At 40.1% G+C, this 25,759-nt stretch carries 21 protein-coding genes and 2 pseudogenes; 7 read left to right on the plus strand and 16 right to left on the minus strand.

What is annotated here, in order from left to right:
• Positions 1-664 precede the first annotated feature (664 nt).
• From ACP6PM_RS05590 to ACP6PM_RS05610, 5 genes and pseudogenes are all read left to right on the plus strand, one after another.
• On the plus strand, positions 665-943 hold the full coding sequence (locus ACP6PM_RS05590) for a hypothetical protein (RefSeq protein WP_426582604.1): 279 nt from the start codon (positions 665-667) through the stop codon (positions 941-943).
• A 963-nt stretch (positions 944-1,906) separates the two neighbouring features.
• Positions 1,907-2,758: a hypothetical protein gene (locus ACP6PM_RS05595; protein ID WP_426582606.1), complete on the plus strand. Its 852-nt coding sequence runs from the start codon at positions 1,907-1,909 to the stop codon at positions 2,756-2,758.
• Positions 2,759-3,227: 469 nt separating this feature from the next.
• Positions 3,228-3,459 (plus strand): annotated as a pseudogene (locus ACP6PM_RS05600) (DUF433 domain-containing protein).
• Positions 3,460-3,624: 165 nt separating this feature from the next.
• Entirely contained in the window at positions 3,625-3,861 is a 237-nt protein-coding gene (locus ACP6PM_RS05605; protein ID WP_426582607.1) for an addiction module protein, read from the plus strand.
• Between the two features lie 173 nt (positions 3,862-4,034).
• Positions 4,035-4,631: a Uma2 family endonuclease gene (locus ACP6PM_RS05610; protein ID WP_426582609.1), complete on the plus strand. Its 597-nt coding sequence runs from the start codon at positions 4,035-4,037 to the stop codon at positions 4,629-4,631.
• 229 nt (positions 4,632-4,860) lie between these two features.
• Here the strand turns inward: ACP6PM_RS05610 and ACP6PM_RS05615 are convergent, their stop codons facing one another.
• Entirely contained in the window at positions 4,861-6,078 is a 1,218-nt protein-coding gene (locus tag ACP6PM_RS05615; protein ID WP_426582611.1) for a glutathione S-transferase family protein, read from the minus strand.
• A 508-nt stretch (positions 6,079-6,586) separates the two neighbouring features.
• Positions 6,587-6,850: a hypothetical protein gene (locus tag ACP6PM_RS05620; protein ID WP_426582613.1), complete on the minus strand. Its 264-nt coding sequence runs from the start codon at positions 6,848-6,850 to the stop codon at positions 6,587-6,589.
• Between the two features lie 185 nt (positions 6,851-7,035).
• On the opposite strand from ACP6PM_RS05620, the gene ACP6PM_RS05625 reads away from it, so the two are divergent.
• The gene (locus ACP6PM_RS05625) at positions 7,036-8,223 is read left to right on the plus strand and encodes a glutamine amidotransferase-related protein (protein WP_426582615.1); all 1,188 of its coding nucleotides are present in this window, start codon (positions 7,036-7,038) and stop codon (positions 8,221-8,223) included.
• Between the two features lie 301 nt (positions 8,224-8,524).
• A pseudogene (locus ACP6PM_RS05630) lies at positions 8,525-8,830 on the plus strand (IS701-like element ISPlag1 family transposase); the annotation flags it as partial.
• 613 nt (positions 8,831-9,443) lie between these two features.
• On the opposite strand, the gene modA reads toward ACP6PM_RS05630, so the two are convergent.
• The 14 genes from modA to ACP6PM_RS05700 all read right to left on the minus strand — a co-directional run bounded on the left by modA (position 9,444) and on the right by ACP6PM_RS05700 (position 25,757).
• Positions 9,444-10,259: a molybdate ABC transporter substrate-binding protein gene (modA, locus tag ACP6PM_RS05635; protein ID WP_426582617.1), complete on the minus strand. Its 816-nt coding sequence runs from the start codon at positions 10,257-10,259 to the stop codon at positions 9,444-9,446.
• 494 nt (positions 10,260-10,753) lie between these two features.
• Positions 10,754-11,065 carry a 2Fe-2S iron-sulfur cluster-binding protein gene (locus ACP6PM_RS05640; protein WP_426582619.1) on the minus strand — a complete coding sequence of 104 codons (312 nt, stop codon included), beginning with the start codon at positions 11,063-11,065 and terminating at the stop codon, positions 10,754-10,756.
• A gap of 114 nt (positions 11,066-11,179) precedes the next feature.
• Positions 11,180-11,530, minus strand: coding sequence for a HesB/IscA family protein (locus tag ACP6PM_RS05645; protein ID WP_426582621.1), 351 nt, complete (start codon positions 11,528-11,530; stop codon positions 11,180-11,182).
• A 309-nt stretch (positions 11,531-11,839) separates the two neighbouring features.
• Positions 11,840-12,658 carry a HesA/MoeB/ThiF family protein gene (locus ACP6PM_RS05650; RefSeq protein ID WP_426582623.1) on the minus strand — a complete coding sequence of 273 codons (819 nt, stop codon included), beginning with the start codon at positions 12,656-12,658 and terminating at the stop codon, positions 11,840-11,842.
• A gap of 13 nt (positions 12,659-12,671) precedes the next feature.
• Entirely contained in the window at positions 12,672-12,983 is a 312-nt protein-coding gene (nifW, locus tag ACP6PM_RS05655) for a nitrogenase-stabilizing/protective protein NifW (RefSeq protein WP_293140896.1), read from the minus strand.
• A 276-nt stretch (positions 12,984-13,259) separates the two neighbouring features.
• Positions 13,260-13,733 carry a NifX-associated nitrogen fixation protein gene (locus tag ACP6PM_RS05660; RefSeq protein WP_426582626.1) on the minus strand — a complete coding sequence of 158 codons (474 nt, stop codon included), beginning with the start codon at positions 13,731-13,733 and terminating at the stop codon, positions 13,260-13,262.
• A gap of 4 nt (positions 13,734-13,737) precedes the next feature.
• Positions 13,738-14,157 (minus strand): nitrogen fixation protein NifX, encoded by a 420-nt coding sequence (gene nifX, locus ACP6PM_RS05665; RefSeq protein ID WP_426582628.1) that lies wholly within the window; start codon positions 14,155-14,157, stop codon positions 13,738-13,740.
• Between the two features lie 299 nt (positions 14,158-14,456).
• A complete protein-coding gene (locus ACP6PM_RS05670) occupies positions 14,457-17,264 on the minus strand; it encodes a bifunctional nitrogenase iron-molybdenum cofactor biosynthesis protein NifEN (protein WP_426582630.1) in 2,808 nt (935 codons plus the stop codon).
• Between the two features lie 582 nt (positions 17,265-17,846).
• Complete coding sequence (gene nifK, locus ACP6PM_RS05675) at positions 17,847-19,391, minus strand: nitrogenase molybdenum-iron protein subunit beta (RefSeq protein WP_426582632.1); 1,545 nt, start codon at positions 19,389-19,391, stop codon at positions 17,847-17,849.
• A 238-nt stretch (positions 19,392-19,629) separates the two neighbouring features.
• Entirely contained in the window at positions 19,630-21,084 is a 1,455-nt protein-coding gene (nifD, locus tag ACP6PM_RS05680; protein ID WP_426582634.1) for a nitrogenase molybdenum-iron protein alpha chain, read from the minus strand.
• 207 nt (positions 21,085-21,291) lie between these two features.
• A complete protein-coding gene (nifH, locus tag ACP6PM_RS05685; protein ID WP_426582637.1) occupies positions 21,292-22,176 on the minus strand; it encodes a nitrogenase iron protein in 885 nt (294 codons plus the stop codon).
• A gap of 364 nt (positions 22,177-22,540) precedes the next feature.
• Positions 22,541-23,416, minus strand: a complete 876-nt coding sequence (gene nifU / locus ACP6PM_RS05690) for a Fe-S cluster assembly protein NifU (RefSeq protein WP_426582640.1) — start codon at positions 23,414-23,416, stop codon at positions 22,541-22,543.
• Positions 23,417-23,842: 426 nt separating this feature from the next.
• Complete coding sequence (gene nifS, locus ACP6PM_RS05695; RefSeq protein ID WP_426582642.1) at positions 23,843-25,045, minus strand: cysteine desulfurase NifS; 1,203 nt, start codon at positions 25,043-25,045, stop codon at positions 23,843-23,845.
• Positions 25,046-25,424: 379 nt separating this feature from the next.
• Complete coding sequence (locus ACP6PM_RS05700; RefSeq protein ID WP_426582644.1) at positions 25,425-25,757, minus strand: 4Fe-4S binding protein; 333 nt, start codon at positions 25,755-25,757, stop codon at positions 25,425-25,427.
• Positions 25,758-25,759: the final 2 nt, after the last annotated feature.

Here is a 25,759-nt window from a genome sequence, read left to right on the forward strand (position 1 = left end):
CAGAATCGGGTCTTTTGGCTACCCCTGAGTCGGGGTCATATCTTTCATCCAAATATATGAAGTTGTCTAAAAAATCATATGAAGTTTATATGAAGTTGTCTAAAAAATCATATAAAGTTTATATGAACTTTTGGGGTTGTATTTTTCTTTTGGTGCAAGTATCTTGGTAATAACTTAGAGAACAATACTAAAAAAAAGTATATTCTTTGTTCTCTGGGTTCACGTTTACCAAAGCAGTTTACAGGGGAGCTACTCAATAAGTAGATTATCCAGTATTTGCAGAATCGCACGCAGAAATTTCGTGTAGTATCACAAGTGCTAGATAATATGCTGCTCGAGGGAGTTATCCTGGACATACTGTCTCAACCTCTAATCAAATTAGAACAAAAAAATAAGTCAAAGAAGTCAGAAATTCTTCCTCGAAATCGTCTTATTTACACAAGCAGTTTACAGGGGAGCTACTCAATAAGTAGATGATCCAGTATTTACACAATCACACGCCCAAATTCGGTGTAGGATCACAAGTGCTAGATAATATCCTGCTGGAGGGAGTTATCCTGCACATGCTCTCTAAACCTCTAATCAAATTAGAACAAAAAAATCGCACTATGCTTTGTCAACTTTAGTTGCATATCGTTTCAAAAAAGACTAGGAGAAAAAAATCATGATTACTCATCAAGGTGGAGATGTATTCCAAACCGATAACAGAGATAATATAGCCAACGTTCAGGAAGTTAGAGTCACGCAAAAGACTAACAACACTGCGACTTGGGTTGTTTTAACGACTGCAGTTCCTCGTATAAGTAACTTCACGAAGGGGATGAAGTTGACATACAACGCAAAAGGAACACGCAATCCCAATGCGGATAACGCTTTAGAGGTAACAAATGTCGATGGTCCTTCTAAATATACATGTAATGGAGGTTGGCCTATCAACACTTAAACGTATTGGACTGTTTCAGCGAACGTTTCCCTGCCTAGCCCTGTCCTAAACCGAACAGCTTGGCGCTGGACATGCTGTCTAAACGTCTAATCAAATTAGAACAAAAAAATAAGTCAAAAAAGTCAGAAATTCTGCTTCTAAATCGTCTTATTTACACAAGCAATTCACCGGGGAGCTACTCAATCAGCAGATGAGCCAGTATTTGCACAATCACACCCCCAAATTCGGTGTAGGACAACAAGTGCTAGATAATATGCTGTTCGAGGAAGTTATAGCAATGAGCGCTCACATATTTACATACTACTATTATCATCAAGTGTAATACAAAGCTCTACTAATATTACCAATACTTTGAATTTACTACATTAGTAATTATTTGTATCATGTAAACACACCAGCGCTCATTGCTATATCCTGCACATGCTGTCTAAACGTCTAATCAAATTAGAACAAAAAAAATAAGTCAAACAAGTCAGAAATTCTGCTTCTAAATCGTCTTATTTACACAAGCAGTTTACAGGGGAGCTACTCAATAAGCAGATTGTCCAGTATTTGCACAATCACACGCCCAAATTCGGTGTCGGACTACAAGTGCTAGATAATATGCTGTTCGAGGGAGTTATCCTGGACATGCTGTCTAAACCTCTAATCAAATTAGAACAAAAAAATAAGTCAAACAAGTAAGAAATTGTGCCTCGAAATCGTCTTATTTACAGAGGCAGTTTACAGGGGAGCTACTCAATCAGCAGATGATCCAGTATTTGCACGCTCGCACGCCCAAAATTCGGTGTCGGACTACAAGTGCTAGATAATATGCTGCTTGAGGCAGTTATCCTGGACATACTGTCTCAACCTCTAATCAAATTAGAACAAAAAAATAAGTCAAAGAAGTCAGAAATTCTTCCTCGAAATCGTCGGGGTGTATGATAAAAGATTGTAAAAATTAAGGAGTAACAACCAAACATGACTCAGAAAAAAATTGAGCAGCAGGGAAGGTACTATTGGGAGTTATTGTTCGATATTGATAACAGTAACAATAACGGTATCATCGACCGTACAACTGAAATCAAAACAGTTGAAAAAATTAACACCAAGGATTTTTACTCGCAAACTCTCAACGTGAAAGCAGTGTTTGACTTTAAGAATGAGTCAAGTATATCACTTAAATTGGAGGAAGTTGGTCAGGTTGGTAAAAAAATGGAGTTCAGTATCCATTTAGAGGCTGGCATGGAATTGACAAAAACAACTGAGAACTTCCAGGAAAAAATTACGGAGAAAACCGAAATAAGGAAGTTTTCTGTAGGTCCTAAAAGTAAATTAACAATGTATCGTTTGTGTTACGTTGCGTCAGGCATAATCGTAAAATCGGATATAGTTGCAAGTAACCCCAAAGACATAGAAGATATCCATGTCAACCTGACGTATTCTTTGGCAACCCGCCTCCTGGGATTGCCGGAAATGGTTGACCTACTTCTCGAGATTCGACCTGGTGTAGACAATATTGAGGAGTGGAAAACAATACGAGAGGAACTGATTAGGAGCACTGGCGCATCACAAGATGAAATTTTTCGCAATTTAGTTACAACTTGCTCTAAAATTGAACCAGATCGGGATAACCGATCTGAGTGGGAAAATATACGGACTACATGTTCTGAGATCCTAAGTGCTTGGGATAAAACCGAAACGCAACTACTCTTTAATAAGTTACTGACTCGCTTTAGTACCACCCATCCCTTAGAGGACAACAGGGATGAGTGGAAACGGATTCGCGAAATGTCAAAGTCAATACTTGATGGTATGAAGCAGGTGTTGTAATGAAGGAGTTTTAATAGCTTATTGCCGGAAATTCAGCTGTGTCAGTCCAGTAGGGTGCGTTAGCAGGGGAGCAATTTATCAATAAACAGATAATCTCTGTTCCTGCGTAACGCACCAAAACCCTTTGCGGAAGCAATCTAGCCACAGCAGTAAGGTGTGTTAACAATAGCGAAGATACTGTTGGCGAAAGTAATCTTCACTGTAATCTTTGTGCTACAAGAAGGATTAATCTAGATTGTGGCAATTGTAGTTTAATATGTAATATACTTTGCAACACATTTGCCAACAGTATCAGCAAACGTACCACAACTAATTCAACTTATCCTTGAACATTTCCCTGTCTAGCCCTGTGCTAAACCGAACAGTTTGGCGATCGCATTGCAGATAAGCTCTAGAAGTCTTCTCTGTCTGCGGGCAGTAAAAGTTCTCGATATAATGCTAAGTATACATTTCTCCCTCATCCCAGTTTATGAAGTACCGAGACATCATTACAATTGAGCCTGAAAAACGTGGTGGTAAGCCTTGTGTCCGTGGCTTGCGTATTACAGTCTATCAAGTCCTTGAGTACCTAGCTTCCGAGATGACTGAAGCAGAAATTCAAGGACGATTTTCCCGATCTGACGCGAGAAGATTTAAAAGCCTGCATTGCTTATGCTGCCGATCGTGGGCGTCGGTTTATGAGTGCCCCATTATCCCCATGAAATTACTTTTTGATGAAAATCTATTGCCTAAATTACCAATTCGTACCCGCCACTGACCTTGATTTGTATATTTATGTAACGATTGTGGATTGGGTGAGGTGCGATCTATTATAATTATTATCAAATTATTAGATAATACACTATTTTTATTGCAGGAGTATAGTTATGGAGCGAACGATAGCCCTACAACAAGCCAAAGCATTGAGTATTGATGATCGCATCTGGTTAGTTCAAGCCCTATGGGATACCATCAGTGCTGAATCAGAACATCAAAAGCTCACAGAGGCACAGCAACAAGAACTATCCCGTCGTCTCACGGATCGTAAAATTAATCCTCAATCAGTGGTCTCTTGGGAGGACATTAAAGCTCAAGCACTTTCTAGAGCAGGAATACAGCAATGAGTTTGTCAATTGTATTTCGGGTTGAGGCACAGGCTGAAGCGCGATCGAGTGAAGATATATTAAAATAATTATCATTACTTAACTCTTATTAAATCGAGATTTTTTACTTTTAAACTTTGTATAACTTCTCTTCCATCAACTAAAATAAAAACATATTTTTTGGGTAATATGCCATGAAGCAAGATACTGCCAGAGTTGTCCCCCGCTTAACACCACAGGAATATTTGGAATGGGAAATCCAACAACCACTACGCTACGAATATTTTAATGGGGAAGTGTTTGCAATGGCAGGGGGAACGTTGCCCCATGCAGATATTGCCCTAAATTTGGCAAGCCTGTTACGGGAACCGTTACGGGGGCGCTGCAAGGTGCGTAACTCTGATGCCAAGGTGGGCATTACTGACGAGGGACCGTTTACCTATCCAGACCTTAGTATTAGCTGCGATGAGCGCGATCGTACCGCCCGACAATTCATCCGCTATCCCTGCGTCATTATTGAGGTGCTTTCTCCGAGTACGGAGGCTTACGACCGCGGTGGTAAGTTCGCCCTGTACCGTCGTCTCTCAACACTACAAGAATATGTTTTAGTGAGTTCTGAAACCAAAACGGTTGAGATTTTTCGGCGGGATGCTGTTGGAGAGTGGCGATTCATTCCTTACAGTGAAGGTGATACGATTGAGTTAATGAGTTTGGGAATCACGTTATCGCTAAATGCTATTTATGAAGATGTTGTTTTAGAGTTGGAAGATGAAGGAGATGAAAAAAGGTAGCAATGCTTATCAGAATAGCACATTGCTATACAGCCCTTTTCAAATGGATAAACTACATCGCCATGACCAAAATATTGTAGGGACGTTTCGCTATGCGACATGAAACGCATTTTTGTTATGCAACGTCCCTACTGTGGTTCACTAAAATGAAAACCGCTGTAAAATAAAATAGGAGTTATTCATCCCCTGTTCAAATCTTTGATTGAAGAGGAAAATTCTCACTATATTGTTAAATTTGAGTAAAATTAGCTGGATCTTGATCGCGTCGGTCGCGCACCGGAATGGGTATTCCTTGGCGATCGCCAGATATAGCTGCCGTAGTTTCTAATGCTTCTCTCAGTCGTTTGGCGGCATAGATGGACATATCTCTGGGTACACTAATACGATCGCGCAGGTAGCGCAGGGCTGGATCGGAAGCAGATGGTGGCGGACAGAGTTCTCCTGTGATCATGTAAGTCAGAGCGCAACGCAAGGCTTCATCAAAAAGGCGATCGTCGGCTGGATTAACGCGAATGATATTATGACGATGTTTTATAACCCTGTGCAGAGCTTCCGTTCGAGACGTTTCGGGTTCTGGATACATCACATCTGGTAATCCAAACCAAGGACCGCAATCGACTCGTTTTTGATTAACCTCAGTTTGAGATTCTTGGTTAGGATAACATCCGCCCATTTGCGGTGGTAAATCGTGGGCATGGGTATGAAAATCGCTTTGTGTTCCTCGATAGGTAGATCGGGTTTCCATCGCATCAAACCAATCAGAGAACCTGGGATTTTCTTCCCGCAATGAATAGCCCTTGTAATAGTAAAGGCTGGCATTCATCCGCTCCACATAGGGAGTAAAAACCACATCAACTATACCAAATTCTTCCAGAAAATAAGGTCCTGGAGTACTGGCTAAAGCCGCTTCAACTTGAGGCACGATGGTGGTAAATTGATCTCGACTGCGTTGTTCGTCCCTTTGCGATCGCGTGGGGTAGCACAACCAAGTACACCAGCCACGAAATAGTAGGCGTTCTAGCTGGCGCAGAGGCAGCGCTCGGCGATCGCCCATTCCTACCTGATTTAATGGGCCAAATGCGTTTTCTAATGCTAATAAGATATCATCACTTTCTGTAATTAACTGACCGTCAAGTTCTAGGGCAGGAAGCATTCCCGATCGCACCTTTTGCTTATACCACTTTTCTTTCGTTCCATAACAGAACATAGTAACTTTCTCGATACGGTACGGAATCTGCTTTTCCTCTAACCACAGCCACACTTTTTGGCAATAAGGACACCAAGCATGATGATCGCGATAAAGAGTAACTCGCACATCTGATTCGGCTTGTCCAAACAGGCGCAATCTGGCTTGGGAATTGGTTGGTCCGTTCACCGTATCTCGCTCAAATGTGGCGAGTTGTTCTAGTTCTTCCCAACTCAAAGGCAAAGATTTGGTTGATTTCATAAGTTACTCCAGAAAATAATGTTCAATTTTATCACAACTTCATTTATCCGACTCGGAGTCTGACGGTTAGCAGCTTGAGGACTATAGGAAACCATGGGATTGTTCATACTTTCGCCCAAAAATTAAATAAAGTCGAGGAACTTCCTGTGTATGGGATAGTAACGGATGCAGAATTATGGCAATTTGGAAAATTAGTATCCGATGAATTCACAAAAAGCAAGTTGAGAATTATTATTACCGATTTAGATAAAATTTTCGGAACGATAAGTTTTTTATTGTCAAGCAAAAGGGAAGCAGATTTGAATTAAATTCGGTTTTTTCTAGTCTGGTTTGCCACCTTAATATAGAATCCGGTTATATAGTATATGTTTATAACTCTATAATTACTTCAATCTCCCCACCCTCCGCATACTTCCCACACTCCCCACCCCTAACTATATAATAAGTATTCAACCGGATTTGATACAACAGGGCTGGCCTAACGCAGCCGACGAATTGACTGCTGCTCTCACGATACGAGACCCCGATATGGTGGAGAAATCTCCGAAGTGCTATAATTCAGTTGTTCTGGACATATAATTATGTCGCGATCGCTTGCTATACTTCCATCAAATACAGTCCATACCGATGATACAAACACCGGGCAAGTTATATCAAATCCGGTAGCATCGGTGTAATTAGATGGTGAGTAGGGGTAGGGACGTTGCATGCAACGTCCGTACGGGAGATGGGGAGATTGAGAAATATTTGGTAATGGTTGAAGATGGAACATTTTTTTATACCGAATTAAACGGATTTGATATTAAAAGCTGCCCGAGTAAAGCAATGGTGAAACCTTCAATTATTGGCCCTGCTGCAAGTTACAGCTTTAGTCAGTATGGCATCCTACCCATAAAGTCGTTGCGTAAGCCTTAATATTGTAAAATATAAATCTTAACCAAATCAGAGGCGCTATATATGACTAAATCTAGTCAAGTTTTAATTAATGCTTTTCTCACTGAGCGTAATACACCAAATCCTCTCGGTCACCGCAGTCCTTCCTGGGGTCGTCATGTGGACGATCTTTCTATGGTCGATCCTGGAGAAATTGCAGAGAGTGTTGTTGTTATTGAACCCTGGGAGCATGTTGGCGAACGACCCAGCGATAAGGTTGGGGTCATTGCATCAGAGAACGTGGCCTATATTGTCGATCAGATCCTGGGTTTACCTACCCTTATTGTACCCGCTTGGAAGCAGGGTATTTCTGACCTAAAGCACTTTGCTGCCCTGACAAGTCTAGCCAAACTTATAGTATTGGAAGGCGGCGAACCGGATGTTCATGTAAAAGAGACTTTTTCACAAGCCTTTCCTCGTTCAGATGCTACACAACTGATTGTTGAGTTCCTCCTAAAACAGGTGCCTTTCATTGGCATTTGTCTCTCTCATCAGCTTACGGCCCAAGCCCATGTAGAATTAATCCGTGAATCTGTGCGTCGTCTAGAAAAATCCCAACAACCAGCGTTTGTTGCTGTCAGTTATCGTATTGCCGAGATTGCAAATCGCCTAAAGGTGGAAAAGAGTTACGGTACTGTTGCCCAATCTTGGAACGATGAATCGTTTGCCGTTGCTAAGAATGAAGAAATTAGCCATTCTAATACACGGTTATACCCCTACCGGGATATCGAGATTCCTCATGTTCCGACTGAAATCACGGAGACATATCGTGTAGTAGCAAAACGTTTTGATGCCATCATTGATGTAGCACTCCAGTACGAGAACGATCTGCACATTCAGGCATTTCATGGCAACGAAGTATCAGAAGAATCAATACGCTTCGTATGTTGGGCTTATCAGCAAATTAACCATGCGATAACTGCTTATAGCCTTGAAGCCGCCTCGGTACCAGACCTACAAAGCCTAATGACTGCACCCATTGGTGTCGAAATTTTAGCTTCAACACATACTCAAAGTGGCGATCCGCTATGTGAGGTTGCAGCAACCGGTATTTATTGGGATAACGGCCGGAAAGCATTAACTACCCAGTTTCACCCAGAACTTGATGAATCCTTAATAACCGCATCTGAAGGGTGGGCACCTTCCTGGGAAGATATGAAAAATTCTGATGGAATTCGTTTGTTAGCACGTATGCTTCAGTCAGTTCTCTAAAAATGAGTAATATCAAATCGGGTAGTATCGGTATAAAAAAGCGTAGAAACCGGGTTTGTTTTAAATCCTCCGCTGTATAACTGAACTTCTCACAAACCCGGTTTCTTATAACACACGGTTCCCGAAAAATCAGATTTTTCGGGAACCGTAGCTAAAGGAATGGAGAACTACCACCAGACTATAGTTTCGAGATATTGTCAGACACATTGGTAGATTTATCTAGAATTTTTCGCGGCAAATTTATATTTCAGAATATTAGACCTCTCCGGAAAAGAGGTCGGAGGGAGTAATACGGACGTTGGAATATATTGCTACTAATGACTTGAACCAATCCTCTACAGATGATGTAGAGTTTGAGTCACAAACTAGATGGAAAATAGAAGAATTCCACAGAGAAATCAAACAACTAACAGGGCTGGAATTTTGCCAATGTCGTCAGGCAAAAATTCAAAAAAATCACATTGCTTGTGCTATGTTGGTGTGGAATCATTTGAAAAAAATGGCAAATCTTCTAGGAAAAACTATTTATCAGCTAAAACATGAATTATTATCTAAATATCTAGTATCTGAACTCAAATATCCTGCAATTAAAATGACGGTTGTTTAAGTTTTTATAGATAGATATAAAATCAGAGGTACTGAGCGATCGCTCTCTAAAAATTACAGCGTTGGCGGAGCCTAGCGGCAGCTATATCGCTCTATTTGCCATACACTATATATAGTGTCTTTGCGTAAGTCCTGAACAAGCTACCGAGGCCAAAAAACAAAACGATCCCTTGGTAGCGAAACTACGAGAGTTAGGTATCATTCCTGACGAGTTCAGTTAAATAGTCAGGACTTACGCAGAAACCGGGTTGATCGACGAAATCTTGTGGTTTTAACAAATAATCAGGGAAATAAACCCAGTTTCTTAGTTGGTTTGGGTAATATCATGTCTCTTTGAATACCCACAATAAAAAATTGAAGGAACAGGGAACACTTAACAGGGAACACTTAACTGGGAGAAATTTATCAGAGAAAAGATTTTTATTATAGCTAATTAATGAGACTTGATATAAGTCCTGATTGTATTACGCTGACTAATTGTTCGGATTTAATAAAAGTTTTCCTACTTATTTAACCAAATTAATAATCGTTGCATAGTAAAGCTCTCGAATAATAAAAAGTTAAATCAATTATCCCACATAAATCATCAATTATTTCCCACTACTCCCTGCTCCCTATTCCCTCTTTTCGAGTGTAATAAAACCATATTTTTCAAATACAGCTTTTGCCTCTGGAGTAAACATAAATTCTTCTAGTTTTTGAGCCGCTTCAATATTTTTACTATCTTTAATTATTGCAATGGGATAAACTACTGGTGTATGAGAATCATCAGGTGCATTAGCAACAATTTTTACTGCCTCTGAAGCATTAGTATCTGTCCGATAAACAATGCCAGCATCAACATTTCCTGTTGCTACATAATTTACTATTTGACGCACATTTTTAGCAAAAACTATTTTTGGTTCTACTGCTTCATAAATACCGAGAGAACTTAAAACTTCTTTGCCATATTTTCCCGCAGGAACACTTTGTGGTTCGCCAATAGATATTTTACTAATAGTATCTTTTGTTAAATCTTGAAAAGTATTAACTGAAGCAGTATTTTCTTGGGGAACTATTAACACCATTTGATTTTTCAGGAAGTTACGACGACTTTCATCTATGATGAGACTTTTTTCTTGCAACATATTAATATGATCAGGAGATGCAGAGATAAATAAATCTACTGGCGCACCTTGTTCAATTTGTTGTCGTAGAGAACCGGAAGAAGCTAAGTTTAATGTTAAAGAAATATTAGTTTTTTGTTGTTCATAAATAGGTTTGATTTCTGTCATTACATCTCTGAGGCTAGCTGCTGCTGAAACTGTTAAATTTATTCTGGAAGTGGTAGACTGAGAAGATGAATTATTGGTATTTGGGCTGCAACTAATTATTAATAAACAAGCAAGTATGGCTATAAATTTTAAAGTTGCGATCGCCATTTTTTTCATATCTATTGCTCCAATGTTTAATTTTTCTTAAAGTTATTAATATTGTAGAGTTTTTTTTGTTAAAATTCCACGAGTGAAGAATTTCAGTGGGACTCATTGGCTTAAAAACTAGCTGAAGGTAGTAGACCGACATATCTAAAATGGTGCGTTACGACAGATTATTAAATGCCACCCGCAGTCTAGGTTCTAGTTGTCTAACGCACCCTACTAGACCAACACGCCTAAAATGATGAATTAGATTTCGTTCGTAGTTGCGCTTTAGCCCCCACCCACTGATGGCGCTAAAACGCAACTACAAGCCTGACACAGCTAAAATGTTAGAATAGTAGGGGTAGGTTCTAGCTCAAATTAACGAATTTAACCACCAGATGAGATGAACCCGCCCCAAATATCTAATGGACTCTTGTTGTCAAAAAGATTTTATCAGCCAAAAACTTAATAGGGACGTTCCATGGAACGTCCCTACGATAATGATTATTTACAAGTGGTACTTATTAGACTAAATAAGCTTCTTGGTGAGTTTTGATAACGCAATCAGACATTGGTTTAGCTACACACAAGAGTGCCCACCCTTTTTCTACCTGTTCATCGTCTAAGAAGCTTTGATCTTCTTGGTCGATTTCTCCTTCAACTAATCTACCAGCGCAGCTAGAGCAAGCTCCAGCTTTGCAAGAAAAAGGTAACTCTATGTCTTGGTCTGCTGCTGCATCAACAATATTCGTATCATCATCAACATCGATAGTGACATCCATTTCTGGGGGTTTATTTTTCTTGCCTTTGATTAGTCGTACTTTGTAAATAGCCATTGGTTAATTAGATCCTCCTTTTTTTTAGTTGTTCTTAATATCGTAAACTGTGTTAACAAGCTATCAGCTATTAGCCACAGTCTTTATGCTGAATGCTGAATACTGAAAGCTATATTAACTGCAAGGTACTCCTGTTGGAGTGCAACCACCTGCTTGAAAAGACTTTCCGCAACTACAAGTTTCTGTGGCGTTAGGGTTAATAAATTTTAAGCCGCTCTCTGTTAAACCTTCAATGTAGTCAACTACGACTCCGTCTAATAAAGGCGCACTTTTAGGATCGATAAATATTTGTAAATTATCTTTTTCTAGTAGCAAGTCATCTGCCTTCGGAGCTTTAGCAATATTTAAGGAATATTGATAACCACTGCAACCTCCATCCACAACAGAGATGCGGATGCCTTGATTTGAGTCTTGCAGGAAATTTGTAAGTTTAGAAGCAGCTTTTTCTGTTAAACTCAGAGTCATAATCTTGAAGGAAAGTAATTTATACTTACCGATAAAATAATTATCCAGATAGGCGACATCCGCCTCTTGTCTGGGTTAGTAATTTAGTGGTTTAAGGAAAAATGGTAGTTTGACAGGCAATTAGGTAAATCAGGCTAACACTAAAACTGATTGTATTGATTGGAAAAATGCACCCTGACTTTCGAAAATTATAGTCTTAGTGTCAGCCTGATCGTACTGCACATCGCTGTCGCGATCGCATATCCTAAAAGGTTTTTAAACTTGCCGTTTTTACCAATTCCTTATTTATAAATTAAACCAAAGCTCTAACTACAAACTGTTCGCTGTGATAACTTCTGTGGTTAAATTATTCCCAATATCTGTGGAGTCAGCTTTTAATTCTCTAGAGAGAGAACCGCAAACCTCACAGTTGGGGTCATGGTAGGGGCGACGTTTGGCAAATTCCATCCCATCCAAATCCATTGTTAACAGTTGTGACCACAGGGGTTGACTAAATCTTGTAATCTGTTTGATTGCTTCTGAAGCTGCTAGACAAGCTAGAGTTCCAGAAACTATCCCCAATACTCCGAACCCACGTCTATCCCAGTTTGGTTTTTCTGGGAATAGACAAGACAAACAGGGAGTTATACCAGGAACTATGGTGGTTAGATAAGCTTCCATACTATTCATAGCAGCTTCCACCATGGGTTTGCGCCAACGTACACAGGCAGCATTGAGTAAATTCCGTTCGTCAAAGTTGTGGGCGCAGTCAAGAGCAATATCAGCAGACTGTACCAATGGGTCTACATTTTCAGCCGTAACATATTCGGGTACTGCTTCAATCTGAACGTCTGGGTTAATGGCAGATAGAGTTTCCTTAGCTTTGTCTACTCGCACTTTACCAACCCAATCATCTGTCATCAAGATTTGACGGTTCATGTCATCAAGTCGCAGTTCTCCACCTCGGACTAAAATCAACTTCCCGATACCTGCTACTGCTAAATACAGTGCTACTGTGCCACCCAACCCACCAACTCCAGTTACCATAGCTGTTGTTGACTTGAGTCGCTGTTGTGCTTCCTCACCAAAACTAGGAAGCATCATTTGACGACTATAACGTTCTAATTCTTTGGGCGTGAGGTCGGACACAATTTTTTACTCCTTACTCAGCACTGATTTCTGTTAATTTAACTACGTCGTTATGTTCTTGTTGGAATACTGGAAATACTTTTTGCTCTTGAGCGTTAGATGTCAAGAAAGTTTGATAAGCTGATTCTAATGCTGTTTTATATGCAGTTATTTTTTCCGCTTCAGCTAGTTCTTTTTTTTCGTCAACTTCTGCAATTGCTACAGAAAACATTTTCAATATATGCAGGCGATTTACATTTACAGTTGTTTGGTCAAAGGGAATTTCAAAAAAGTTGAGAAAATCTTCAGCATCGACAAGTTTTTGGAAATCTGTTAATGTCTTCATTTGATGAACCCCAGTGTTATTTAGTAGTGGCTATTTCTATTATCTGATTATAGACACAAATCAAAATAGTTATGGTCTATTTTGATTTTATTTAAGATTCTATGACTTATATCATGTCCGGATAATCAGTGATAAAAAAGTTTTTGTTTGTAGTTGGGCTTCAGCCCTATCTATCTTAGGGCTAAAGCCCAACTACGAACTTTAATTATAACTATTTAACAGACATGATATAAGTCCTGAAAAAGCTGGCTGCTGAGTGCTAACCGCTTTTTTAAGTTAGAGTTTACAAACTTCCTTGTATTTTTTCACCAACTCAATGCCAGCTTGAGTCATTTTTTCTCCTTCATCTTCTAATTTTTCCAGAGAAGTAAACCCAAAACGTTGAGCATCCCGTAAAGTTCTAGAAACCACTAAAAGACGACCACAAAATACAAGTGCCCAGCCAAATCCTTCATGGTTGATACTAATAACTACTTGCATAATTTGATTAGTTTCTAATTCAATGCTAGTAGCTATTGCATTGTAGAATAACTTAATCCGAGATAAAGTCATGGGATTGACTTCTTCTTCAGTAGAAATCTGGCGCTTTTCTTGCTTACTAACAATGTAAGGTTTAAGAATTAATTCAGGAGACCAAGACTTATATACTCCATAGGAGTCTTGAGCTTCTACTGCTCTAATTAATTCCTTAATAAAGGGAGCAGAATAAATGTCAGTTGTTTTTGTTGTTGTTTCTGTTTGAACTGTCATAGTTTTACACCTCTTCAAGTACGGCTTCTAAATCAGATTCGGAAGTTTTTTGTAAAGCTTTCCTTAACCAAGGTGGAGGACTGCCTTTTAATGTTTGTACCAATCTATCAAGAACTTCAGTAATTGTTTGTTCTGCTGAAGTTGACTTCATGGGAGTAACTTTTTTGTTGATTAAACGACCTGCTGCGGGACCGCCAATTTCTAGCACATAAACTATTGTGCAGTCGAGCAAAGCTGCAACTTTGGCATGAAGTTTTTCTAGTTTATCTTGTTTGGGAGCATCTTGATCTAGATTACCACCAAAAGTTAAGGGTTCTAGAGTTTGATATCCTTTGTCATCAACTTCATATAAAGCCATTTGTTTAGAAGAACCAAAATGACCATCTATATGAACAAAATCAGTTGTTGCAAATGCAACTTTCATTGTTGTTTTCCTCCTTGTTGTATGTACCAAAAACTAATAGTAAAAAACTATTAGTTCTTGATAACAAGCTTGTTTTGAAGCGGTGAAGTTTGTAGTTTTGCTCTAGCCCGAAATGTTTGTAGTTTTGCTCTAGCCCAAAATACTTGTAGTAGACTGACATATATTCAATGGTGCGTGACGACGGATTTCTGAATTTCTTTCTTAGTCTAAACTTAAGTCGTCTAAGACACCCTACAAGTTTTGCTTGATATTTCGGGCTGAAGCCCAACTACGAGCCTAATAAACCCGGTTTCTTGTTTCTAACGTAGCGACAATAATGAATAATCATTACTGTGAATTTTTGATTCTTCTTGGTCTAAGAAAATATTGCCAATATCAAATAATAAATTCATTGTACCACGATAACCGACATAACAACGTTGACCATTACCGAGGCGATCGTGAATTGGCATACCCATCCGATATAGAGCAAGACCTAACTTCTCAGATATTAGCTTACCATGAGAATTGGTAATTAGTAAATCTGAACCTGCTGCTACTTCTTCCAAGTCTCCCAAGTCGCCAATAATTACATTTTCTGTAGGTAATTTTTCTAATAAAGGCGATCGCGTGGTTGTTACAGCAGCTTTAATATCTGCCCCCATTTCTCGTAAAAACCAACTTGTTGCCCAAAGTAAATCTGGCTCCAGAGCAATAGACACTTGCTTATGCCCAAAATAGAAGTGGGTATCCAACATCGCATCCTGTAACTGCCGACGTTGGCGTTGGTACTTCTGAGGCACTTCGCAACCCCGGTCGAGATGGGGATCGGTACGAGAAACAATTATTTGAGACAATTTTAACATGAAACTGTCTACAGCACCCAAACCAGTCAAACGAGGAAATACTTGATATTGAGTAGCAAATTTTTCTTGCAATATCTGAGCAGCATTCCGCAGACTTTCCCCAATAGCAAAGGTGAAAGCTGAATGACGTAAATTACGCAACTCCTCTATTGTGGTACCGCCGGAACTGGTAGCACTATAAATATCATCAATTAAATGTCCGTCCAAAGATTGAGATATATCCGGTATAACTATGGGAATTAAGCCAAAACCTTCCACAATATCTTTAACTTCCTGCACGTCTCCAGGAGCAAGACTAGAACCCGCTAAAATTGTAATGAAAGGTTTTTTAGTTTCGGTGGGAATAGGTTCACCATAATCATAAGCTACTATACGTTCTACTGTAGCAGCAAAACCGTCCTGAGCAGAACCCTTATAATCTGGAGTAGAAACATTTAATATGGGGAACCCATCTAACTCTGGATGATCTTCTCTAAATTTCTTGAGAATGCGCTCCATATCATCGCCCCTGGTTTCAGTTAAACCAGTGGTCAACAAACCAATAACTTCTGGCTTAGACTTCTCAATTTGAGTCAGTAGCGCTTTATCAACGTTATCTTCCCCTCCCAAAATAGTTGTAACTTCACTCATGGCAGTAGTAGACAGGGGAACAGCTTCCTGGAAGTGATTTACCAATAATACCTTAGCAAAAGCAGTACAACCTTGAGTTCCGTGGAACAGTGGCATCATGCCGTTAATTCCTAAGTATGCTAAAGCTGCACCTAGAGGTTGACTCAGTTTCAGAGGGTTTGTAGATAATGGGTTTTTATGAACGTTGACTGTTGCGGGTGGAATATTAGTCAGACTTGGTAAGGTTTCAATTGCCAAAACATCATCTAACTGACATTCTTCTAACCAAGGTGCCGGTTGTCGGACTTGTTCCCAAACTGGACTATGGAGAGCTTCATCTAATTCTTTTGCCATTTCAATCATCCCATGATATCCGGCGTAGGGATGATGACGTTCTTGGTTAATGTGTAAAAATGGTATTCTCGCTTTGAGGGCAGTATATTGGTTACGACCTCCTGCGATGAGCATATCAGCTTTGGTGTCGGCAATGACTTTCAGCAGAATTTCGGCATTACCCTTTTCTAGCAAAATGCCATCCTTACCAAGCAACTTTTTGATTTTTGCCTTATCTTCTTCCGTACTTTTCTTGGTGCTAGTAGCAACCACATCCATACCTAAATCTTTAGCTGCGGAAATAATAGACCAACTTTTCACCCCACCTGTATAGAGTACAACTCTTTTACCTTTGAGACGTTGGCGATAAGGTTCTAATATTTCTTGGAGAATTGTTGTTTCTTCCGCAATGAGCTTTTCTGTCCGCTCTTTCAAGTCATCATAGCCAAGTTGAGCTGCTATATTTCTGAGGCAGTTATTAATATCCGCAACACCATAAAATGATTCTTCAATGTAAGGAATACCGTATTCTTCCTCCATTTTCCGTGCCATATTGATCATAGCTTTAGAGCAGATCATCACGTTGAGTTTGGCACGGTGGGCGTAACAAACTTCTTCGTAGGTAGCATCTCCAGTGATTTTTGACAATACCCGAATGCCTAGTTTTTCAAACAGGGGTAACATTGCCCACATTTCACCCGCAATATTGTATTCGCCGATGAGATTAATATCGTAAGGTGTAGTAAATTCTGGTTCTGCTGTACCTACTACATGGTCTAATAATGCTTCTGCACTAACCCGGTTGCCAAGATTTTTACTACCGATGAAACCAGGAGAGTTAACAGGAATGACCGGAAGTTCTAATTTTTTGGTAGCGACTTTACAAACTGTTTCTAGGTCATCGCCAATTAAGGACGTAACGCAGGTAGCGTAGACAAATACTGCTGGAGGTTGATAACGTTTTTTCAGTTCAGCGATCGCCTTCAATAATTTTTTCTCACCGCCCATGATAATGTCATTTTCACCCATATCGGTAGTGAACCCCATTTTGTAGAGATGGGAGTTAGAGGACAGACTACCACGAGTTCCCCAGGAATTACCGGAGCAACCTAGAGGTCCATGAACTAGGTGAGCTGCATCTGTGATGGGTACGAGGGCGATACTAGCTCCGTCGAAAGCGCAACCTCCTTGAGCAGCTCCGGGTGCTGCCTGTTGGTTACAGCCTTTCTGTTTTTTATCTCCGTTATTTTTCTTATGGTTGTGTTCGCAACCAGGCTCATTCAAGAGTTCGGCAACTTTGCCTGGGGTCATCATAGCCATGTTATTAATTCTCTTTATTAACTACTATGGGGCGGGGATGGAGTATCTAATCTTAAGAATGACAAATTTTTATTATTTATTTTGTATAGAAGTTAGCATTTTGTAGGTTGGGTTGAGGAACGAAACCCAACAAAGTGATAAAAAAGTTTTTGTTTGTAGAATTGCTCTAGCCCTATCTATCTTACTTAGACCTACTACGAGCTTACTTAGACCTACTACGAGCTTTAATTATAAACTATACTAAATAGGCAGTCCAGTAGGGTGCGTTAGACGGCGATCGCCACTAGGTGTAAAAGGTATTTAGGAATCCGTCGTAACGCACCATTCTTCTTGTTCAGCGCTTTAGCTTATTAGCGATGGTGCGTTACGCTTCGCTTTTCATGTCGCGCAGCGAAACACACCCTACTGGACTGTTTCATCTAAAATAGTGCATTAGGACGGGTTTATATAAATCTTAGAGTAAGTATCAAAATTTCGACTAAAACCCGCCCCTACTATTGCACCATTTAAGATTAAACAATCCACTACTATACTAAAATAGGGGCTTGATACCCAAGCCCCTACTCTTTTTGTGGCGATAGATTAACGAATCAAGTCAAAAGATGTATCGTTAACACCTAATTCCATGCTACCACGGTCTAACTCATCTAGGATAGTATTAACAATCCAGTTGAGTAGATTGAATGCTCCCTTATATCCTAAGATAGAATAACGGTGTTGGTGGTGACGGTCAAAGATAGGATAGCCGATACGTACTAATGGAGTACCAGTATCACGTTGGAGGAACTTACCATAGGAGTTACCAATCAACAAGTCAACTGGCTCAGTATCCAACAGTGAGCGCATGTGCCATAAATCCTTACCAACCCACACTGTAGCTTCTTGGCCGTTAGGATCGGCAGCTAACAATGCCTTAGCTTCCTCTTCAAACCCATTAACATTACCGTTGTTAACAAGAACGTGAATTGGCTGCATACCCAATTCTAGAACGAAGTTTACCAAACCTAATACATGGTCAGGGTCGCCATAAATTGCAACGCGCTTACCGTGTAACCAAGCTTGAGAGTCAGTGATAGCGTCAACTGCACGACCACGCTCAATTTCTAGCTCTTCAGGAATAGCCTTACCAGTCAATTCAGACAAGCCCATTAAGAACTCATCAGTACCACGGATACCGATAGGACGATAAGTAGCTGTTGTTTGACCACCTTCTTTCTCTAGGTACTCTAGAGTCTTAGGAGTAGAATATTTCTGGAAGGAAATAGTAGCTTTAGCATTGATGGAATCAGCACCTTCTTCCAGAGTTGTACCACCGTTGTACATCTTGAATTCACCTAAGTTAGGAGAATCAAAGCTCTCAGCGTTGTCAGCTAAAACAGTGTTAGGAACATCCATCAAAGATAGAATACTCTTCAATTCCCGGATGTTGCCAACGTAAGGGTCGAAACCAGGGATGAAGTTGATTTTACCGTTAGTAACTTCCTTCTTAGTTTTACCTTCTTGAGTTAGAGCTACCAGAATACCCTTGAGCATATTGTCATAGCCTGTGATGTGAGAACCAACAAAGCTAGGAGTGTGAGCAAAAGGAACTGGGAAATCTTCAGGAACTGAACCTTGCTGCTTGGAGGTAGTGATGAATGAACCTAAGTCATCTCCAATAACCTCTGCCATACAAGTTGTGCAAAGAGCAATCATTTTAGGCTTGTACAAAGCATAAGAGTTTGCCAAACCATCAGTCATGTTCTTGAGACCACCAAATACCGCAGCATCTTCAGTCATAGAAGAGGAAACAGCTTGGAATGGCTCTTTGTAGTTACGAGTTAAGTGGGAGCGGAAGTAAGCAACACATCCTTGAGAACCATGTACAAAAGGTAGAGTTCCTTCAAAACCTGCAGCTACAAAGATAGCACCTAAAGGCTGACAAGCTTTAGCAGGGTTGATAGTTAGAGCTTCACGAGCAAAGTTCTTTTCGCGATATTCCCAAGTTTTTGTCCACTCACGAACTCTTTCTACTTCTTCCTTGGAAGGACCACCTTCAAATTCTCTCTTGCGCTCGAACATTTCTTGATATTCTGGTTCTTGGAAGAGTTGAAAGTGATCTTTGATTTTGTCTACATTCTGACTCATGGTGTTTATCCTCTATGGTATTGTTCGGAAGGAAGAGGGAAGAAGGAAGAAGTAAGAAGAATCTCAACTACAACTTCTAACTCCCAGTTCCTAGTAAAATCTTTGTTTGTATATTGGGTATGCCGTAGTGATGGCATCACCCCATTACCTAAACTAAGCTTATCTTCAAAGCCAAAGCCAAAAGGTTAAATTAATTACTTTTGACTTTTGACTTCTGACTTCAAACTTCTGACTTCTACTAGCTAGCTTGCTTCCAAGGAGCCTTGATTAGGTTCCAAGTTGGGCTGTTGAGAGCTAGATCCATGTCACGAGCGAAGATAGCAAATCCGTCATAACCGTGATAAGGACCAGAATAATCCCAGGAGTGCATTTGACGGAATGGCATACCCATCTTCTGGAATACATACTTCTCTTTAATACCAGAAGCAATTAAGTCTGGCTTTAATTTCTTAGCAAATTCTTCAAATTCGTAGCCACTGACGTCATCGTAGATTAGAGTACCTTCTTTAGCATATTCAGCAGTACGCTTGTAGTCATCACCGTGACCGAATTCATAACCAGTACCGATAACTTCCATTCCTAAATCGTCAAAAGCAGGAATAACGTGACGTGGACGGAGACCACCAACCATCATCATTACTTTCTTACCTTCTAAACGAGGACGATACTTAGCAATTACTGCATCAGCTTGTTCTTGATACCGAGCAATTACTTTCTCTGTGTTTTCCTTGATTGTATCGTCGAAGTAAGAAGCAATCTTCCGTAGAGACTTAGCGATTTGAGTAGGACCAAAGAAGTTGAATTCTGTCCAAGGTATACCATACTCTTCTTCCATGTAACGGCAGATGTAGTTCATGGAGCGGTAGCAGTGGATGAGGTTGAGGTTCACCCTAGGAGCCATGAATACTTCGTTGTAAGTACCATCACCTGTTGCTTGGCTAACAACTCTTAATCCAATTTCATCTAATAATAAACGAGAACTCCAACCGTCACCACCGATGTTGTAATCAGCGATTAAGGATACGTCATAAGGAGTTGTTTCAAAACCGATATCTTCGTTAGTGATCTTTGCAGATGGCTCGTATACCCAGTCACGCACTGTGTCGTTAGCTATGTGGTGACCTAAAGACTGAGAAACACCACGGAAACCTTCGCAACGTACTGGAACAACTGGCTTATTCAGTTCTTTAGCAGCTTTCTTAGCTACTGCTTCGATGTCATCACCAATTAGACCTACTGGGCATTCAGATTCAATTGTGATACCAGCATTCAGAGGGAATAATGCTTCGATTTCATTCATAATCTTGGTGAGTTTCTTGTCTCCACCAAAAACGATGTCTCTTTCTTGGAAATCGGAGGTGAATTGCATTGTACCGAAGGTATCAACACCAGTTACACCGTTATAGTAGTTACGACGACCTGCCCAAGAGTAGTAACCGCAACCAACTGGACCGTGACTGATGTGAACCATGTCCTTAACAGGACCCCAAACAACCCCTTTTGCTCCAGCAAAAGCACAACCACGAGTTGTCATTACACCAGGAACTGATTTAACATTAGACTTAACGCCACAGTCAGATCCTTCTTCTAAAACATTGAGGTGCTTTTTCCGTCTTTTAGCAGCTTTCTCAGGATAAGCGTCTAATACTTCTTGAATTAACTGTTTGTTCTGTTCTATTTTCTCGGATGCCATGTTAGATATCTCCTTTTGGATATTGGAAGATTTTGGTGTTTGAGTTTTGTATTAGTGGGGGCAGGTGCTTTTTTATCATCTGCAAAACCTGCCCCTACAAAATTAATTAATACAAGACTCACCACTCAATATTTGTGTTGTGAGATGGGGTGTGCTAATCACACCCCTACTATTGTGCTAGAAGATTTTAAGCTTATTTAGCTGCTTTTATTTAGCTGCTTTTAAAGCTGCATCTTGTTCTGCAATTTGCTTCTGACGATCATCTTCGTCACCTAATAGACCGAACTCAATTAACAACTCTTCTAATTCATCCATTTCTAGAGGAGTAGGAATAGTTAGTTTGTCGTTGTTGATGATCTTCTCAGCTAATGTATTGTACTCTTGAGCTTGGTTATCTTCTGGAGAGTATTGCTCAACAGTCATACGACGGATTTCAGCGCGTTGTACAACGTTGTCGCGAGGTACGAAGTGAATCATTTGAGTGTTCAAACGAGCTGCTAAGTTCTCAATTAACTCAGTTTCACGGTCAACTTTACGGCTGTTGCAGATTAAACCACCTAAACGTACACCACCAGCATGAGCATACTTAAGAACACCACGAGCGATGTTGTTAGCAGCGTACATTGCCATCATTTCACCGGAACATACGATGTAGATTTCTTGAGCTTTGTTTTCACGGATAGGCATTGCAAATCCACCGCAAACAACGTCACCTAGTACGTCATAGCTTACGAAATCTAGGTCTTGATAAGCACCTTCTTCTTCTAGGAAGTTGATAGCAGTGATAATACCACGACCTGCACAACCTACACCAGGCTCAGGACCACCAGACTCAACGCAACGGATTCCAGCGAAACCATCTTTCAATACTTCGTCTAGTTCTACATCTTCAACTGCACCGCGCTCTGCAGCAACGTGAAGTACAGTAGTTTGAGCTTTAGCGTTTAAGATTAAACGAGTAGAGTCAGCTTTAGGATCACAACCTACGATCATGATTCTCTGACCGTGACGGTTAGCCATTGCAGCTAGAGTGTTCTGAGAAGTAGTGGACTTACCGATACCGCCTTTTCCGTAAAATGCAATCTGACGCATGATAGATTTCTCCGTTTTGTTAGTGTGTTTGACTTTAAATATGAATGAATGTGATTTTTTTGCTGTAAGGGTTTCCTTAGAGTTTGTGTTTGATGGCTGCTTTTTTCTAGGGCTTTTGGCTTTACAGCATCACAATCATAGATTTTTGTTCATGTAAGAACAGTGTGTATTTAGCAGCAACATTGAGTACCCGGAGGTGCTCGCCCTAAAGCTTGTGCAGGTATAACCTGCGTGTATATATTTGTCATCAATGCACCTGTTGTTATTTGTCGTTTATCGCTGTAGTCAGCATAAACTTAATCAAGTTTTACTAATCATCAGTCAACTGTTAATTTTTTTATTTGACTGATAACTGTCAACTGTTTTAAACTGATTCTACTACAATGCTTTCGCTTACTCGTTCTTTCAATGTAGCTTCAATCGCTCCTTTTAGTGTCGCCATTGCACTACTGCAAGTACCACAGGCACCTTTGAGTGTTACTAGGACGCGATCGCCATCTATATCGAATAACTCAACATCTCCTCCATCTTCCGCGAGAACTGGTCTCACTTCTTGTTCTAATACTTGTTGAATTAATGTAATTTTTTGTAGGTTTGTGAGTTTTGTAGCTGGTTTAGTAGTTGTAGGAATGTGTTGTGTTGTAGGTTCTGGCGTTTCGTAAACCGATTCGATTAGATCGTCAATATCTGCCAGACAAGAACCACAACCACCACCAGCCTTTACATAGTTTGTTACTTCTTCCGCTGTTTTGAGATTGTTTTCCCGGATAACTCGCTTAATCTTGTTTTCCGTAATTGCAAAACAACTACAAACTAATGCGCCTTCATGGTCTTCTTCGTGAACTTCTACTTCAATACCTTTATACTTAAAGATTGCTGCTTCTAATGCTTCCTCTCCCATGACTGAACAGTGCATTTTTTCTTCTGGCAGCCCTCCCAGGTATCCCGCGATATCCTGGTTTTTAATCTTCATGGCTTCGTCTATGGTTTTGCCTTTGAGCATTGCCGTTAGGGCAGAAGATGAAGCTATTGCACTGGCACAGCCAAAAGTTTGAAACTTTGCATCTAATATTTCACCGGAGGCTTCATTTACTTTGAGGTGTAGACTTAAAGCATCCCCACACGCTATACTTCCTACCTCACCGCTAACTACCTTTTCCCCCTCTTTTTGGTCTGTAATAGTTCCTTGGTTTTGGGGGTTGTAGAACAAGTCCATTACCTTTTCAGTATATTCCCACATAGCCCTTATTGTTTAGAACACCCTAGTTTTTACTGATGAAAAATTCTGCTTTTTCTTGAAGGTTAATACCCAGTTAGTAGAGCAATAACTTATTAATTTGAAGAGGTTGGTTAAACTTGATATTATTAGTATTGCACATTTTTCAGAATCAAGCAACCCCTTTTTTCCTTCTTTCCTCAAATTTAAAATCTTCAAGTGATTGGCGTAAAAATTATTTACCACCCCTAGAAATTATATTTTTATCTTCCAGGTTAGGAAACATTTTTTTTGTTGACTTTGCTACAATTGTGTGAGTTTATAGCGTGATGTATACCCCTCTTTAACCTCATACAATTATTGTTGCTTAATCAACGTAGCTTTTCTGTTATTTTCACTACATTTTTTAGCGTAAACAAAAGTGTAGTAATCCTTAAAGTATTATAAACTTTAGGATGACACAGTTGCCTGCTGACGCTCTTGCAGCCAATCAGCTTGGTCATTCTTGAAAGGAGATAAGGCACGCAAACGTTCTGCTATGGTCGGCATCACTGCTAACACTTCCTCAACTTCTTGGCGAGTTGTATAACGTGATAGAGAAAAACGAATCGAGCCATGTAAAACTGTGTAGGGCAATCCCATTGCCCGCAAAACGTGAGACGGTTCCAAAGACCCAGAAGTACAAGCAGAACCAGAAGAAGCACAGATACCATAATGGTTCAAATGTAGTAATATTGCTTCTCCCTCAATATACTTGAAGCCAATATTAGTAGTATTAGGCAACCTCTGAATAGGATGACCATTAACAGCACAATCAGGAATAGCAGCCAGAATACCGTTTTCCAAATAATCGCGTAGTTCCCGTTCCTTATCGATATGCGCTAAATGCTCTTGTGCCAATTCACAAGCTTTACCCAGAGCAATAATACCAGGTACATTTTCCGTTCCAGCACGGCGTCCCCTTTCCTGATGTCCCCCAATTAATAACGGACGGAAGCGAGTACCACGGCGCACATACAAAGCAGCAATACCTTTAGGAGCGTGCAACTTGTGACCAGACAGAGCTAGCATATCTATAGTGCTATTCTTCATATCCAAGGGCACTTTTCCTACTGCTTGCACCGCATCAACATGGAACAGCGCACCATATTCCTTAGCTATCTGCCCAATTTTTTCTATAGGGAAAATCACGCCTGTTTCATTATTGGCGTACATAACTGAAACTAGAGCAGTATTACCTGTAATAGAAGCTTCCAGTTCAGTTAAATCTATCATTCCCTGGCTATCGACTGACAGATAAGTAACTGTATATCCTTGCTTCTCGAAATGTTTACACAGATTCAAAACTGCCGGGTGTTCTACTTGAGTAGTAATAATATGCCGTTTATTAGGTTGAGCAGTCAGAGCAGCTCGAATAGCAGCATTATCACCCTCAGTACCACAACTGGTAAAAACAATTTCTGTATCTTCGGCGTTTAGTAAAGCTGCCACTTGCGATCGCGCCTTTCTCACAGCCTTACCAACTTGTCCACCGAAAGTGTGCATACTAGAGGGGTTGCCATAAAACTGACTCAGGTAGGGCAGCATTTCCTCTAGCACTGCCTCATCTACTTTAGTGGTAGCATTGTTGTCTAGATAAATGGTTTGTTGCATAGCTGAGTAAATACTTGAGGTGATGTTTGTAGGGAATAATATTAAATTTGCTTGCTTCGGAGTGTTATAAGAAACCAGGCTTATGGAAGATAGATGTCAGTATAGTAGGGTATTTCATAATAAACCCGGAAAAATTTATACTGACATTACCTGATTTAATATAACTAGCGCAGATTACACAATACTCAAAGATTCTTGAGCAAGAAAGAAATCAAGAATGGGAGTCGTAGGATTACTCAGATAAAGAATTCAGATAGAAATTCTCTATAGAAGGAGCGAATGAACAATTAGATTTATAAGTCGCCATTACTAGCGCGGACATTCTCTCACAGCAAGGATTTAACTTCTGATTTCTGACTACCTGACTCCTTCTTCAATTTCATGAAGCTTGAAGTTGCTGCGACAATCTTTCTGAGTAGAGTTCAAACCACTTAAGCCAGTAATTTCCATGCTTGGCTTCATTCATTTGAGAAACCAACTTGTTATAAGTAACAAACCAAGAATCCCAATAATCTGTTGGTACTATTTGTTGACAGCCATCATTGGTTGGACAACCTGCTGCACATTGAGGAACACTGTAGTAACCAACACATTCATTACAAACATTGGAGTTAATTTCGTAACGGACCCCATTCCAGCTAATAGCACCAGTGGGGCATTGGGAAACACAATGATGGCAGGAAATACATTTGCTAGTAATGGTGTAACTCATGG

This window comes from Dapis brunnea BLCC-M229 (genome assembly GCF_050015995.1).
Lineage (GTDB): Bacteria > Cyanobacteriota > Cyanobacteriia > Cyanobacteriales > Microcoleaceae > Trichodesmium.

Excerpts from the sequence above, each read along its gene's own strand:
- ACP6PM_RS05590 (WP_426582604.1), top strand. The coding sequence starts at position 665 with ATGATTACTCATCAAGGTGGAGATGTATTCCAAACCGATAACAGAGAT.
- ACP6PM_RS05595 (WP_426582606.1), top strand. The coding sequence starts at position 1,907 with ATGACTCAGAAAAAAATTGAGCAGCAGGGAAGGTACTATTGGGAGTTA.
- ACP6PM_RS05605 (WP_426582607.1), top strand. The coding sequence starts at position 3,625 with ATGGAGCGAACGATAGCCCTACAACAAGCCAAAGCATTGAGTATTGAT.
- ACP6PM_RS05610 (WP_426582609.1), top strand. The coding sequence starts at position 4,035 with ATGAAGCAAGATACTGCCAGAGTTGTCCCCCGCTTAACACCACAGGAA.
- ACP6PM_RS05615 (WP_426582611.1), bottom strand. The coding sequence starts at position 6,078 with ATGAAATCAACCAAATCTTTGCCTTTGAGTTGGGAAGAACTAGAACAA.
- ACP6PM_RS05620 (WP_426582613.1), bottom strand. The coding sequence starts at position 6,850 with ATGTTCCATCTTCAACCATTACCAAATATTTCTCAATCTCCCCATCTC.
- ACP6PM_RS05625 (WP_426582615.1), top strand. The coding sequence starts at position 7,036 with ATGACTAAATCTAGTCAAGTTTTAATTAATGCTTTTCTCACTGAGCGT.
- modA (WP_426582617.1), bottom strand. The coding sequence starts at position 10,259 with ATGAAAAAAATGGCGATCGCAACTTTAAAATTTATAGCCATACTTGCT.
- ACP6PM_RS05640 (WP_426582619.1), bottom strand. The coding sequence starts at position 11,065 with ATGGCTATTTACAAAGTACGACTAATCAAAGGCAAGAAAAATAAACCC.
- ACP6PM_RS05645 (WP_426582621.1), bottom strand. The coding sequence starts at position 11,530 with ATGACTCTGAGTTTAACAGAAAAAGCTGCTTCTAAACTTACAAATTTC.
- nifW (WP_293140896.1), bottom strand. The coding sequence starts at position 12,983 with ATGAAGACATTAACAGATTTCCAAAAACTTGTCGATGCTGAAGATTTT.
- ACP6PM_RS05660 (WP_426582626.1), bottom strand. The coding sequence starts at position 13,733 with ATGACAGTTCAAACAGAAACAACAACAAAAACAACTGACATTTATTCT.
- nifX (WP_426582628.1), bottom strand. The coding sequence starts at position 14,157 with ATGAAAGTTGCATTTGCAACAACTGATTTTGTTCATATAGATGGTCAT.
- ACP6PM_RS05670 (WP_426582630.1), bottom strand. The coding sequence starts at position 17,264 with ATGGCTATGATGACCCCAGGCAAAGTTGCCGAACTCTTGAATGAGCCT.
- nifK (WP_426582632.1), bottom strand. The coding sequence starts at position 19,391 with ATGAGTCAGAATGTAGACAAAATCAAAGATCACTTTCAACTCTTCCAA.
- nifD (WP_426582634.1), bottom strand. The coding sequence starts at position 21,084 with ATGGCATCCGAGAAAATAGAACAGAACAAACAGTTAATTCAAGAAGTA.
- nifH (WP_426582637.1), bottom strand. The coding sequence starts at position 22,176 with ATGCGTCAGATTGCATTTTACGGAAAAGGCGGTATCGGTAAGTCCACT.
- nifU (WP_426582640.1), bottom strand. The coding sequence starts at position 23,416 with ATGTGGGAATATACTGAAAAGGTAATGGACTTGTTCTACAACCCCCAA.
- nifS (WP_426582642.1), bottom strand. The coding sequence starts at position 25,045 with ATGCAACAAACCATTTATCTAGACAACAATGCTACCACTAAAGTAGAT.
- ACP6PM_RS05700 (WP_426582644.1), bottom strand. The coding sequence starts at position 25,757 with ATGAGTTACACCATTACTAGCAAATGTATTTCCTGCCATCATTGTGTT.